This is a genomic window from Halomonas sp. H5, assembly GCF_050613175.1.
In the GTDB taxonomy this organism is placed as follows: Bacteria; Pseudomonadota; Gammaproteobacteria; order Pseudomonadales; family Halomonadaceae; genus Bisbaumannia; species Bisbaumannia salifodinae.
On record NZ_CP192510.1, the window covers coordinates 3,347,106 to 3,359,915 of the forward strand.

At 67.8% G+C, this 12,810-nt stretch carries 10 protein-coding genes; all 10 read right to left on the bottom strand.

Going from position 1 to position 12,810, the window contains the following annotated elements:
• Positions 1-86: 86 nt before the first annotated feature.
• The gene (locus ACQ1W9_RS15390; protein WP_431024162.1) at positions 87-809 is read right to left on the bottom strand and encodes a 3'-5' exonuclease; all 723 of its coding nucleotides are present in this window, start codon (positions 807-809) and stop codon (positions 87-89) included.
• 3 nt (positions 810-812) lie between these two features.
• On the bottom strand, positions 813-2,723 hold the full coding sequence (locus tag ACQ1W9_RS15395) for a DUF294 nucleotidyltransferase-like domain-containing protein (protein ID WP_431024163.1): 1,911 nt from the start codon (positions 2,721-2,723) through the stop codon (positions 813-815).
• Between the two features lie 152 nt (positions 2,724-2,875).
• Positions 2,876-3,256: a DUF4168 domain-containing protein gene (locus ACQ1W9_RS15400; RefSeq protein ID WP_346063619.1), complete on the bottom strand. Its 381-nt coding sequence runs from the start codon at positions 3,254-3,256 to the stop codon at positions 2,876-2,878.
• A 689-nt stretch (positions 3,257-3,945) separates the two neighbouring features.
• The gene (locus tag ACQ1W9_RS15405; RefSeq protein ID WP_346063618.1) at positions 3,946-4,752 is read right to left on the bottom strand and encodes an electron transfer flavoprotein subunit beta; all 807 of its coding nucleotides are present in this window, start codon (positions 4,750-4,752) and stop codon (positions 3,946-3,948) included.
• Complete coding sequence (locus ACQ1W9_RS15410; protein WP_431024164.1) at positions 4,742-6,016, bottom strand: electron transfer flavoprotein subunit alpha/FixB family protein; 1,275 nt, start codon at positions 6,014-6,016, stop codon at positions 4,742-4,744. The genes ACQ1W9_RS15405 and ACQ1W9_RS15410 overlap by 11 nt, the downstream gene beginning before the upstream one ends.
• On the bottom strand, positions 6,016-7,995 hold the full coding sequence (locus ACQ1W9_RS15415) for a (Fe-S)-binding protein (protein ID WP_431024165.1): 1,980 nt from the start codon (positions 7,993-7,995) through the stop codon (positions 6,016-6,018). The genes ACQ1W9_RS15410 and ACQ1W9_RS15415 overlap by 1 nt, the downstream gene beginning before the upstream one ends.
• A gap of 238 nt (positions 7,996-8,233) precedes the next feature.
• Positions 8,234-10,306, bottom strand: a complete 2,073-nt coding sequence (gene dgcA / locus ACQ1W9_RS15420) for a dimethylglycine demethylation protein DgcA (protein WP_431024166.1) — start codon at positions 10,304-10,306, stop codon at positions 8,234-8,236.
• Positions 10,307-10,331: 25 nt separating this feature from the next.
• Positions 10,332-10,877: a DUF5943 domain-containing protein gene (locus tag ACQ1W9_RS15425; RefSeq protein ID WP_431024167.1), complete on the bottom strand. Its 546-nt coding sequence runs from the start codon at positions 10,875-10,877 to the stop codon at positions 10,332-10,334.
• 70 nt (positions 10,878-10,947) lie between these two features.
• On the bottom strand, positions 10,948-11,925 hold the full coding sequence (locus ACQ1W9_RS15430) for a dipeptidase (RefSeq protein WP_431024168.1): 978 nt from the start codon (positions 11,923-11,925) through the stop codon (positions 10,948-10,950).
• A gap of 171 nt (positions 11,926-12,096) precedes the next feature.
• The gene (gene mtgA / locus ACQ1W9_RS15435; protein WP_431024169.1) at positions 12,097-12,804 is read right to left on the bottom strand and encodes a monofunctional biosynthetic peptidoglycan transglycosylase; all 708 of its coding nucleotides are present in this window, start codon (positions 12,802-12,804) and stop codon (positions 12,097-12,099) included.
• Between the last annotated feature and the right edge of the window lie 6 nt (positions 12,805-12,810).

Sequence of the window (12,810 nt, forward strand, 5' to 3'; positions counted from 1 at the left end):
CGCCCTTCGGGCGATATCGCGCGGATATCCGCGTCCCACCTTGGTATTCACGCCGTAGTGTAAAGGACCTTTTTATAGGAAGGCCCCTAGCTCCACAGGCTGCCGATCGGGGTCTCCGGGCGGTAGTGGTTGGCGATCTGCGCCTGGAGCAGCTCGGCGGTGGCCAGGGCATCGGTCAGGGCGTGGTGGCCCTGGTAGGGGGGCAGGCCGTAGCGCTCGCGGCTGTTGTGCAGGCGAATCGACACCGGCGGCCGCCCCAGCCAGCGGCGGAAGCGCGCCCATGGCGACTGGCGGTGGATCCGCGCCTCCAGGGACATGGTGTCGATCACCGGAAACTTGAGCTCCTCCCCGAGCCGGGACTGGATCGCGGTATTGAGGAAGGGGCGCTCGATATGCCGGAAGTGCACCACCGCCAGGCGCCCGCTGAGTTCGGCCAGGAGCTCATCGAGGATCGCCTCCAGGTCCGGCGCCTCGGCCACCTCGGAGTGGGTGATACGGTGCAGGGCCACCGACTCGCGACTCAGCGGGCAGGTCGGATGTACCACCCAGTAGCGGCGTTCGGCCAGGCAGATGCGATTCAGGGTAAAGGGCACCAGGCCGATGCTGACGATGGCATGGCGATTGACGTCCAGCCCCGTGGTCTCCATGTCCAGGGCCACCAGGGTGGCGTCGCCGATGGGGGTCTGGGGATCCAGGGTGCCGGCGGAGAAGAAGCGCGCCAGGCGCGGATCCCGGCTATGGGAGGCCCGCGCCCTCAGGTAGTCGGGCCAACGCTGGCGATCGGGCTCGGCCCCGCGCAGGGAGAGCATCGCCTAGCGCCCCCGGGAGGGAATGGGGTAACGGAACTTGAGAAACTTCTGAGCATTGCTGAGCACCTGGAAGGCCTCCTTGAGGTTGTGTCGCTCGCTGTCGGAGACATTGCCCGGCTCGATATTGTTGTCCGGCTCCCGCTCCTCCTCGATATCGATCACCTGATGGCGAATGCGCACCATGGCGATGAACTCCAGGGCATAGCGAATCTTGTCACCGGTACCGGCGGCCAGCAGCTGGGTCTTGGCGATATCGTCGAGGCGATCGAAGGAGTTCTGGGCCCGGGAGCCGCAGGCCAGCGCATGCACCCGAATCAGGTCCACCAGGGGCGCGGTGCCGCGCCGCTTGAGGTTGATGGAGTTGTTCTGCTTGCCGTCCTTCTCCATCACGAAGGTGCGGAAGAAGCCCAGGGGCGGCGTGCGATTCAGCGCATTGCGGGCCATGGCGGCCAGGAACAGCGGGCTCTTGGCCGCCTTCTCCGCCACCAGGTCCTGGAGCTGCTCGACGAAGGCCTCCTCGCCACAAACGCTGTCCAGGTCGAAGAAGATCGAGCTGTGCAGCAGGTGCTCCGGGTTGGGATTGTCGATCCAGTCGCTGAAGTAGCGTTTCCACACCGCCAGGGGCTGGCGCCACTTGGGGTTGGTGGCCATGATCTCGCCCTTGCAGTAGGTATAACCGCAGGTATCCAGGCCGTCGGAGACCCGCTGGGCCAGGGCCAGGAAGTAGGCGTCGTGCTGCGCCGGGTCGAAGGCGTCGTCGAGTACCAGGGCATTGTCCTGGTCGGTGACGATGCTCTGCTCGTTGCGCGCCATGGAGCCCATGGCCATGAAACAGTAGGGCACCGGCGGCGGCCCCAGTTCCTCCTCGGCCAGCTCCAGCAGGCGCCGGGTAAAGCTGCGCCCGATGGTGGAAAGGGCGCTGCCCACCATCTGGGAATTGGCGCCCTCGTGGACCATGCGCACGAAGGCGGCACGCACGTCCGGCTCCAGCCGCGCCAGCCCCTTGGGGCCCGGCTGGCTGAAGATATTGCTGACCAGGTAGAGGCTCGAATGGGTCTCGTAGCGGATGATATCAGAGAGGTGCAGCACCCCCAGGGGACGCCGGCGATGCAGCACCGGCAGATGGTGCACGTTGTTGCGCAGCATGCTGAGCATCGCCTCGTGAACCGATTCGTCGGACTGGATGGTGATCACCCGCTCGGTGACCACCTGCCCCACCGGGATGCTGGCGCTGAGCCCCTCCGCCAGCACCCGGTTGCGCATGTCCTGGTCGGTGAGGATCCCCACCAGGGTATGGGATGCCCCCTGGCGGTCCTCGAAGGTGCGTCGCGGGTCCTCCTCGCCCCCGGGGTCGGCGATCACCAGCACCGAGGAGACGTTCTCCTCGTGCATGCGCCGCGCCGCCTCCTGGATACTGGCCTGCACATCGATCATCAGCGGCTTGCGGGTGAGCAGCTTGCGCACCCGGGTGATCATCATGTCGTTGCTCTTGTGCTGCTCCTCCACCACCGCCTTGAGCCGCGAGCGCCCCAGCTCCACGAAGTCGGCGAAGTGGTCGTCCACCTCGCAGAGGCGCTGGAAGATCTCGCCGGGCACGAAGTAGATCAGGGTGTCTTCGATGGCGGTGGCGGGAAAGCGCACCCGATGGTTCCGCAGCAGGCTGAACTGGCCGAAGATATCCCCCTCGCCCAGGCAGTTGTAGAGATCGCCGTTGCGGCGATAGATCTCCACGGCGCCGCTGCGGATAAAGAGCAGCTCATGGAGGGGCTCGTCGAGGGTCAGGATCTCGCTGCCGGCCTTGAAGTAGCTGACTTCGACCCGCCCGGCCAGCTCGTCGAGCAGGGCATCGGAGAGCCCATCGAAGGGCGCGAAACGCGCCATATGCTCGCGAATTTCCAGCAGTTCCACTTCCATGGGGCGAGGCCTCCGAGAGCGACTCTTGGCCTCTCAGTCTCCATTGGCCCCGGGGCCCTGTAAACCCCCGGCGGCGTTCCGAAAACGACGCCCCTCAAACGCAACGGGGCCGCCCGATGGGCGGCCCCGATGGCATGGCAAGGCCGGTGACCTTATTCGGCCATGCCCTGCACGCGCTCGAGCAGCTCAGGATCCTGCTGAATAGCCTGGCCGATGGCGTTAAAGGTATCGACCTCGAGACCGGAGGCCTCGACTTCCTCGACCATCCGCTCGTTGGCCTCCATGCGAATCTCCTGCTGGGCCGCCTGATCGTCGGCCGCCTGCAGGCGCTGGGTATACTCCTGAGAAATCACGGCGATCTCCTGGGAGGCATCGGCGAACTGCTGGAGCTGGTCGTCGGAGAAGTTCTGGGCCGCCTGGGCCTGCGGCTGCGCGGGCTGGGTAGCCGGGTCTTCCTGGGCCATGGCGCTGGAAGCGGCCATCAGGCCGGCGCTCAGCAGTGCAGCGGAAAACAGGGCGGTCATGCGTTTCATCCAATACCTCCAAGGAACTTACTGTGTATGCGAAAGGTGTGACGGCCATGATGGCGCGGGGTTCACCACTTTTATGTAACCCGTTGAAACAGAAAGTCAGAACAAGATTACGCGAGTCGCAATATAGCGACATCATGAGTCATTACCAACCCGGAAACCCTGCCATGAGCAGACCAGGGAAAATTCACCAATAGCAAACAAGAACAGATCACATATAAAGAAATCGGCCGATGACTCGAAAAAAGTTCTTCGCAGATCAGCGCGAAGCCACGACATGGCAGATCTCCGGCTTGCTATTGTGGGAGCTTGGCTGTGCCGAGCGATTGGGCGACGAAGTCGCCCTTGGGTACCGGCCTTGATCGCCCTGTGGGCGATCAAGGCGCCTGGCGGCGCCAATCGCGCGGAATCCGCGCTCCCACTGGGCGGAGGGAGCTGGTGTTGTGGGAGTTCGGCTGTGCCGAACGATTGCGCCGGCAGGCGCCCTTGCTTCGTCACCCAAGGATCGCCCTTCGGGCAATATCGCGCGGAACCGGAGCGCCGGACCGCCGCGCTCCCACGGAAACCGCGGTGGCGGCTTGAGGGGCAACATAGAATCTCCCACTATGTTATTCACGCCAGAGTGCGATGGACCAAAAAAAGCCCCCGGCGGAATTTCCGCCGGGGGCCCGGGAGGGTGAGGCTAGCTCGTCTTAGCGCAGCACGCCTTCCTCATTGAGCAGCTTGAGGATCGCCTCGGCGCCCTGCTCCGCCGAGACGCCCTCCAGCACCTGGCCGCTGCCGCCCTCCGCCTTGGCGGCGGCGGCCTTGAAGCGATCCCGGGCCGAGGCGGCCTTGACGATCTTCAGGCGCTTGGGGCGCTTGCGGGCCGGGGCCAGCCGCCACTCGGCCAGCTCCCGATCGGGCTCGGCGGGGACCGAGGTCGCCTCGAGCTCGGCCCGGCGAGCCGGGCCGAAGGCGCTCTGGCGCGCCACCGGGGCCGCCGCATCCACGCTGACGATGGCCGGCAGGCGCACCTTGAGGCGCCGCCGCTGGCCCCGAGGCAGGGCCTGCAACAGGGTCGCCACGCCGTTCTCGACCTTTTCCACCGCGGCCAGGCCATTGACCAGCGGCCAGCCCAGGCGCTCGGCCAGGGCATAGGGCAAGAGTCCCGAGCCCTCGCCGCGCTCCGCCCGGGCGCCGGTGATCACCAGCTGCGGCGGCGCCGCGGCCAGGTGCTCGGCCAGGGCCGGGATGGCATCGCTGCCCTCGGCCTGCTCCAGCAGCGTCAGGCTCTCCAGCCCCATGCCCAGGTAGCCGCGCAGCGCCGCTTCACTCTCCTCCCCGCGCGGGCCGGCATGCAACAGGCTGACCCGGCTGCCGGGCAGCTGGCGCTCCAGGCCCAGGGCCAGCTCCAGGCCCCGGGCATCCTGATCGGCGCGGCGGGCGCGCCCGGTGATGGGGTGGCGACCCACCGAGACCAGTACCGCCACCTCGACTCCCTGCTGTTCAGGCCGCATCGCGCTGCCCTCCTCGCTGCTGTTCCACCTTGGCCACCAGGGCGGCGAGGATCTCGCCGCTGTCGCCGATCACCGCCAGGTCGGCGCGCTTGATCATGTCGCATCCGGGGTCGAGGTTGATGGCCACCACCTTGTCGCAGCTCTGGATGCCCTGCAGGTGCTGGATGGCCCCACTGATGCCCACCGCCAGGTAGACCCGGGCGGTGACCCAGGTGCCGGTGGCCCCCACCTGACGGTCCCGTGCCATAAAGCCATCGTCGACGGCGACTCGCGAAGCCCCCTCGGTGGCCCCCAGCACCCTGGCGGCATGATGGAAGCCGTCCCAATCCTTGACGCCGTTGCCGGCGGAGACGATGAACTCCGCCTCGGCGAGCGCCACCCCGGCGGGATCCACCGCCACCTGGCCCAGGTCCTCGATCCGCGAGAAGGCGCTGGGAATCGCCTCTGCCAGGCTCAGCGGCTCGGCGGCATGACGGGTCTCGTCCACCGGCTCGGCGCACTCGGCCAGGGCCAGGGCGACCCGCGGCAGGGGGCGCTGGATATCCAGGCTCTCCGCCGCACCGCGGGCGGTGCAGCCCCAGCCCAGCGGTGCCTCGCCATCGGCCTCGATCTGCCAGACGCCGGTGGCGGGGCGCTCGCCCAGGCGCAGCGCCAGGCGCCGCCCCAGGTCGGCCCCGCCCAGGGGCGAGTCGGGCAGCAGCCAGTGACGCGGCGCCAGCTCCCGCTCCACGGCGGAGAGCGCCGCCAGCCGCGCCTCGGGGGCGAAGCCGGCGTAGGCGTCGTCGTCGAGGTGCAGCAGGCGATCGATGCCCGCCTCGCCGAAGCCCTCCTCCTTGTGCTCGCCGAAGACCACGGCCAGCACGGCGCCGGGGCGCTCGGGGTCGGCATCGGCCAGCCGCCGGGCCAGGCCCAGCAGGTCCTTGTCGTGACCGGAGAGGCGCCCGCCGGAGAGTTCCGGCACCACCGCCACCAGGAAGGCCGGGGCCTCGATGGTGACGTTGCGACGGCTATCCTGGGCCGCCTGGCGGGCCCCACCCGCGGCCTGGCCGCCCTGCTGGGCGCCGCTGCGGTCGATGCGCTTGACGCCATTGGGGCCGATAAAGCCGATGGCATGGGGGTTCTTGCGAATCACCCCGTTGGGCCCCATCCACTCTACCGCGGCAGTCCCCTGCCCCAGTTCGGCCAGGACATCCAGATGCTCGGGATGCAGGCGATTACGGGCGATCCACTCGCGGCGTGGATCACGGCGACGAATCTCGCTCATCAGATCACCTCCTCGGCGGTCTTGCCGGCGGTCCGGTGGGTCGCGCCGGCGGCGGGACGCGCCACCAGGGCATCGGCCACCAGCTCGGCGATATCGCGGACCTCGGCGGTGGCATCCACCACCCCCTCGAGCATGACGGTGCACTGGGGACAGCCCACCGCCACCAGCTCGGCGCCGCTCTCCTTGACGTCGTTCATGCGCATATCGGGAATCCGCCGTTCGCCGGGAATATCGGTGATCGGCGCCCCGCCGCCACCGCCGCAGCAGCGCGAGCGGAAACCGGAGCGTTCCATCTCCTTGACCTCGATGCCCAGCGCCTTGAGCACGTTGCGCGGCGCCTCGTACTCGCCGTTGTAGCGGCCGAGATAGCAGGGGTCATGATAGGTGACGTTGCCGCCCTTCCAGGGCGCGAAGGCCAGCCGGCCGGCGTCATACAGCTCGGCGATAAAGGTGCTGTGGTGACGCACCTCGTAGTTGCCGCCCAGCTCGCCGTACTCGTTGCCCAGCACATGGAAGCTGTGGGGGTCACAGGTGACGATGCGCTGGAAGCGGTACTGGGCCAGGGTGGCGATATTGCGCTTGGCCAGGGACTGGAAGGTCGCCTCGTCGCCCAGGCGTCGCGCCACGTCGCCGCTGTCGCGCTCCTCGTTGCCGAGCACCGCGAACTCCACCTCGGCGGCACGCAGCACCTTGACCAGGGAGCGCAGGGTGCGCTGGTTGCGCATATCGAAGGCCCCGTCGCCCAGCCACAGCAGCACCTCGGCCTGCTTGACGTCGGCCATCAGCGGCAGGTTGAGGTCCGCCGCCCAGTGCAGCCGCGCGCCGGGATCGAAGCCGCCGGGGTTGTCGGTGGCGATCAGGTTGTCGAGCACCTCGGCGCCCTTGTTGGGGGTCTGGCCCCGCTCCAGGGTCAGGTGGCGGCGCATATCGACGATGGCATCCACGTGCTCGATCATCATCGGGCACTCTTCCACGCAGGCGCGGCAGGTGGTGCAGGACCACAGGGTCTCGGCGTCCACCAGGGCCTTGCCCTCGCGGGCCACGATGGGCCCATGGGGGGTGCCGTGGTGCTCGCCCACCGGCTTGCCGGGGTAGGGGCTGCCGGCGTAGTTGGCATCGCTGCCCCCGGCCAGGCCCACCACCATGTCCTGGATCAGCTTCTTGGGGTTGAGCGGCTGGCCGGCGGCGAAGGCCGGGCACACCGCCTCGCAGCGCCCGCACTGCACGCAGGCATCGAAGCCGAGCAGCTGGTTCCAGGTGAAGTCGGCGGGCTTCTCGACGCCCAGCGGCGCCGCCTCGTCGTCCAGGTCCAGCGCCTTGAGGCCGGTGGAGCGGTTGCCCTCACCGAAGCGCTCGGCGCGGCGGTGGAAGGCCAGGTGCAGGGCGCCGGCGAAGGCGTGCTTCATGGGCCCGCCCCAGGTCATGCCGAAGACCATCTCGCCCAGGCCCCAGACCACCACGGCGGCCAGCAGCAGCGCCAGCAGCCAGTGGCCGAAGTCGGCGGGCAGCAGGCCCACCGCCGGCAGGGTGATGGCGAAGACGCTCAGCGAGAAGGCCATCAGGCTCTTGGGCAGGCGCATCCAGGGGCCCTTGGAGAGCCGCGCGGGCGGGTTGCGGCGACGCCGGGCCACGAACAGGCTGCCCACGAACATGGTGGCGCTGGCCGCCAGCAGCAGCCAGCCCAGCACGCCCCCCAGTGCGCCTGAAGAGCCCAGGCCCAGGCCATGCACCAGGATCATCAGCACGGCGGCGGCCACGAAGCCACCGGCGGTGGCCACGTGGGTATTGGACATCACCTTGTCGCGCCCCACCACATGGTGCAGATCGACCAGGTAGCGGCGCGGCATGGCCGCCAGGCCCTTGAGCAGCGGCACGGCGGAGGGCCGCCCCTGGCGCCACAGGCGGACACGCCGCCAGGCGCCGATCACCGCCAGGCCCAGGGCGGCGAAGATCAGGATCGGCAAGAGCGTCTCGAGCATGGTACTCACCTCATCGATAGTGGTACGGCCATGGCAGGCGTCCGGTGGTGCGGTGGCTCAGCGCCTTCGCGGCCGTGCCGAGGGGCCGGCGATGCGGCGCGATCCTGCCGAAGGGACTCGGCAGAGACGCGGGGGCCAGGGAAGGCCCTTCCGCGTCGTGATCGCTGGCCCGCCAGCCAGGCCCTCGGGGGTTCATGGCCGGGCGGCGCGGGAGCCGCCCACCGGACGACAAGCGCCGTCAGAAGTCCTTGCAGATCCGCAGGGCGTCGTAGATGGCCGCGTGGGTGTTACGCGGCGCCGTGCAGTCGCCCAGGCGGAACAGCAGGAAGCCGTCCCCCGCCTCGCTCAGGCAGGGCTGGGGCTGAATGGCGTAGAGCGCCTCCAGGTCCACCTGCCCCTTGTTGCGGGACTGCTCCTTGAGGGCGTAGTAGAGGCCCTCGTCGGGACGCACGCCGTTCTCCACCACCACCTGGTCGACCACGCGCTCTTCCAGGGCACCGGTGTACTCGTTCTCGAGTACCGCCACCAGGCCATCGCCCTCCCGGTAGACCTTGTGCAGCAGCAGGTCGGAGGACATGATCACCTCCTTCTCGTAGAGGCTGCGGTAGTAGGTCGGGAAGGTGGTGCCGCCCACCGCGGCGCCGGGCTTGATGTCGTCGGTGACGATCTCGACCTTGGCGCCCTTGTCGGCCAGGTAGTCCGCCGCCGAGAGCCCGGAGAACTCGCAGATGGTGTCGTAGATCAGCACGTTCTTGCCCGGGGCGACCTTGCCGGAGAGGATGTCCCAGGTGCTGACCACCAGGCTCTCCTCGGGATTCTCGGAGTAGCCCCACTGCGGGTCCTGCTCCAGGAAGGGATGACCACCGGTGGCCAGCACCACGATATCCGGACGCAGGTCGAGCAGGGTCGCCTCGTCGGCGCGGGTGCCCAGGCGCAGGTCGACGTTCAAGCGCGCCAGCTCCAGCTGATACCAGCGGGTGATGCCGGCGATCTGGTCGCGCTGCGGGGCCTGAGCGGCGATGGTGATCTGCCCGCCCAGGGCCTCCGCGGCCTCGAACAGGGTGACGTCATGGCCACGCTCGGCGGCGACGCGGGCCGCCTCCATGCCGCCGGGGCCACCGCCGACCACCACGACCTTGCGCTTGGGTCCCTCGGACTTCTCGATGATATGCGGCAGGCCCATGTACTCCCGGGAGGTGGCGGCGTTCTGGATGCACAGCACGTCGAGGCCCTGGTACTGGCGGTCGATGCAGTAGTTGGCGCCCACGCACTGCTTGATCTGGTCCACCTGGCCCATCTTGATCTTGGCGATCAGGTGCGGGTCGGCGATATGCGCCCGGGTCATGCCCACCAGGTCCACGTAACCGCCTTCCAGGATGCGCTGGGCCTGGTTGGGGTCCTTGATGTTCTGGGCGTGGATCACCGGCACGCTGACCACTTCCTTGATGCCCGCCGCCAGGTGCAGGAAGGGCTCCGGCGGGTAGGACATGTTGGGAATGACGTTGGCCAGGGTGTTATGGGTGTCGCAGCCGGAACCGACCACGCCGAAGAAATCCACCTGGCCGGTGGCATCGTAGTAGGCGGCGATCTGCTTCATGTCGTCGTGGGACAGGCCGTCCGGGTGGAACTCGTCACCGCAGATGCGCATGCCCACCACGAAGTCGTCGCCGACCTCGGCGCGCACCGCCTTGAGCACCTCCATGCCGAAACGCATGCGGTTCTCGAAGCTGCCGCCCCACTGGTCCTCGCGCTTGTTGACCCGCGGGCTCCAGAACTGGTCGATCAGGTGCTGGTGAACGGCGGAGAGCTCGACGCCGTCGAGGCCGCCTTCCTTGGCCCGGCGCGCGGCCTGGGCGAAGTCGCCGATGATGCGCCAGATCTCCTCCTCCTCGATGGTCTTGCAGGTGGAGCGGTGCACCGGCTCGCGGATGCCGGAGGGCGACAGCAGGGTCGACCAGTCGTAGCCGTCCCAGCGCGAGCGGCGCCCCATATGGGTGATCTGGATCATGATCTTGCCGCCGTGCTTGTGCACGGCATCGGCGAGGTTCTGGAAGTGCGGGATGATCCGGTCGGTGGAGAGGTTCACCGAGCTCCACCAGCCCTGGGGGCTGTCGATGGAGACCACCGAGGAGCCGCCGCAGATGCACAGGCCGCAGCCACCCTTGGCCTTCTCCTCGTAGTACTTGACGTAGCGGTCGGTGGTCATGCCGCCGTCGGTGGCATGCACCTCGGCGTGGGCGGTGCTGACGACCCGGTTACGGATGGTGAGCTTGCCGATTTCGATCGGCTGGAAGATCGCGTCGAATGCCATGGTTCTCTCTCCTCGTTCCCGGGACTTAGCGGGCGGCGCCGGTCAGCGGCTGGGTCTCGAAATAGCCCACCTCGCAGCCTTCTTCGGCGGCGCTCTGGGTCTGCTCGGCGACGGTACGCAGGTCACTGCCGCGAGCGGCGAGGATCTGGTCCATGGCGCCGGCGAACCAGCCGGTGAACATGTACTCGACCTTGCGACCCACCTTACCCAGTTGGTAGACGAAGGCGCTGTGCTCCAGGCGCACCCGACAGGTGCCGGCATCCAGGTCGATGGCTTCGGTGATGAAATGGCCCCAGCCGCGCTGGGAGAGGCGCTTCATGTAATGCTCGAAGACGTCCACGCCCTCGAGGCCATGGCACTCGGCCTCCTTCTCGCACCAGTGCCAGGCGCTCTTGTAGCCGGCGTGGTAGAGAATCTCGGCGTACTTCTCGGCGCCCAGCGCCTCCTCCACGGCCACATGGTTGTTGATGAAGAAATGGCGCGGCACATAGAGCATGGGCAGGGCATCGGTGGTCCAGACGCCGGTTTCGCTATCCACTTCAATGGGCAGTTCGGGGGCCATCTTGGTCACGGGCGTTATCCTCTCGATCGTTGTTCTTGGCACTAGTGTTCGGTGTCGAAAAATCGCGTGGGGTCGGCGGTCAGGCGCCCCAGACGTCCTTGAGGACGCGGACCCAGTTGTCGCCCATGATCTTGCGGGTCTGGGACTCGCTGAAGCCGCGCTTCAGCAGCGCCTCGGTCAGGTTGGGGAACTCGCCGATGGTGCGGATGCCCTCGGGGTTGATGATCTTGCCGAAGTTGGTCAGGCGGCGGGCGTAGCCCTTGTCATGGGTCAGCCACTCGAAGAAGTTCTTGTCGTGGCCCTGGGTGAAGTCGGTACCGATGCCGATGGCGTCCTCGCCGACGATATTCATCACGTACTCGATGGCCTCGACGTAGTCGTCGACGGTGGCGTCGACGCCGGCGCGCAGGAAGGGGGTGAACATGGTCACGCCGACGAAGCCGCCGTGGTCGGCGATGAACTTCAGCTCCTCGTCGGACTTGTTGCGCGGGTGCTCCTTGAGCCCGGACGGCAGGCAGTGGGAGTAGCAGACCGGCTTCTGGGACTCGAGGATCACCTCGGTGGAGGTCTTCTCACCCACGTGGGAGAGGTCACACATGATGCCGACGCGGTTCATCTCGGCAACGATCTCGCGGCCGAAGCCGGAGAGGCCGCCGTCGCGCTCGTAGCAGCCGGTGCCCACCAGGTTCTGGGTGTTGTAGCACATCTGCACCACGCCCACGCCCAGCTGCTTGAAGATCTCGACGTAGCCGATCTGGTCCTCGAAGGCGTGGGCGTTCTGGAAGCCGTAGATGATACCGGTCTTGCCCTCTTCCTTGGCCCGGGTGATGTCCGCGGTGGTGCGCACCGGAAGCACCAGGTCGTCGCACTCGGCCATCAGCTGGTTGGACTGGACGATATTATCGACGGTGGCCTGGAAGCCCTCCCATACCGAGACGGTGCAGTTGGCGGCGGTGAGACCGCCACGACGCATGTCCTCGAAAAGCTCACGGTTCCATTTGGCGATGATCAGGCCGTCGATAACGATGGCGTCGTCGTGCAGTTCGCGGGGGGTCATGGGAGGTACTCCGGCATTGTCGTTGACTTGCCGGCAGCATAGCGCCGCCCCCCTCCCCCCCGGCGCTTGGAAGCGACCGGCAAAATTCCAAAAACGTCAGAGGTGTCGCAATCGCGATAAGGGCCCTCGATCACCCCGGAACACGGTCGCGATCGCGTCGTATTTAGCGCCTTAGTCGAGGCGTTCCAGGTAGGCGGCCCCGCCCAGGTTGCGCATCTGCTGGCGGATCCAAGTGGCGCGCTGGGCGACCTGGGCCGAGGGGCGCGCCGCGTTGCGGCCCCGGGGGTTGGGCAGGATGGCGGCCAGCAGGCTGGCCTGGTGCGGCGTGAGCCGGGCCGCGGAGACGCCGAAGTAGTGCTGGGCGGCGGCCTCCAGGCCGAACACCCCGGTGTCCCACTCGGCGATATTGAGATAGACCTCGAGGATGCGCTCCTTGGGCCAGAGCGCCTCGATCAGCAGGGTGAACCAGGCCTCCAGCCCCTTGCGCGCCCAGCTGCGGCCGCTCCACAGGAAGAGGTTCTTGGCGGTCTGCTGGCTGAGGGTGCTGGCACCGCGCAGGCGGGCGCCGTTGCGGCTGGCCTCCCAGGCGCGGCGCAGCTCTACCAGGTCGAAGCCGCGGTGCACGGGGAAGCGCTGATCCTCGGCGGCGATCACCGCCAGCTTGGCGTGATCGGAGAGCTCGCCCCAGGGGCGCCACTGCTGCTCGATGGAAATCGGCTCCCGGGCGATCCACGACTGCACCTTGCGCTCCACCATCACCATGGAGCCGAACACCGGCACCACCCGAAACAGCAGCACCAGCAGCACCGAGACGGCGACGAAGCCGAGCAGGGCGAGCAGCAGCAAACGGGTCAGGCGGCGAAGCCAGTCGGCGAGCATGGCGGG

Excerpts from the sequence above, each read along its gene's own strand:
- ACQ1W9_RS15415 (WP_431024165.1), bottom strand. The coding sequence starts at position 7,995 with ATGCTCGAGACGCTCTTGCCGATCCTGATCTTCGCCGCCCTGGGCCTG.
- ACQ1W9_RS15390 (WP_431024162.1), bottom strand. The coding sequence starts at position 809 with ATGCTCTCCCTGCGCGGGGCCGAGCCCGATCGCCAGCGTTGGCCCGAC.
- ACQ1W9_RS15395 (WP_431024163.1), bottom strand. The coding sequence starts at position 2,723 with ATGGAAGTGGAACTGCTGGAAATTCGCGAGCATATGGCGCGTTTCGCG.
- mtgA (WP_431024169.1), bottom strand. The coding sequence starts at position 12,804 with ATGCTCGCCGACTGGCTTCGCCGCCTGACCCGTTTGCTGCTGCTCGCC.
- ACQ1W9_RS15400 (WP_346063619.1), bottom strand. The coding sequence starts at position 3,256 with ATGAAACGCATGACCGCCCTGTTTTCCGCTGCACTGCTGAGCGCCGGC.
- ACQ1W9_RS15410 (WP_431024164.1), bottom strand. The coding sequence starts at position 6,016 with ATGAGCGAGATTCGTCGCCGTGATCCACGCCGCGAGTGGATCGCCCGT.
- dgcA (WP_431024166.1), bottom strand. The coding sequence starts at position 10,306 with ATGGCATTCGACGCGATCTTCCAGCCGATCGAAATCGGCAAGCTCACC.
- ACQ1W9_RS15430 (WP_431024168.1), bottom strand. The coding sequence starts at position 11,925 with ATGACCCCCCGCGAACTGCACGACGACGCCATCGTTATCGACGGCCTG.
- ACQ1W9_RS15405 (WP_346063618.1), bottom strand. The coding sequence starts at position 4,752 with ATGCGGCCTGAACAGCAGGGAGTCGAGGTGGCGGTACTGGTCTCGGTG.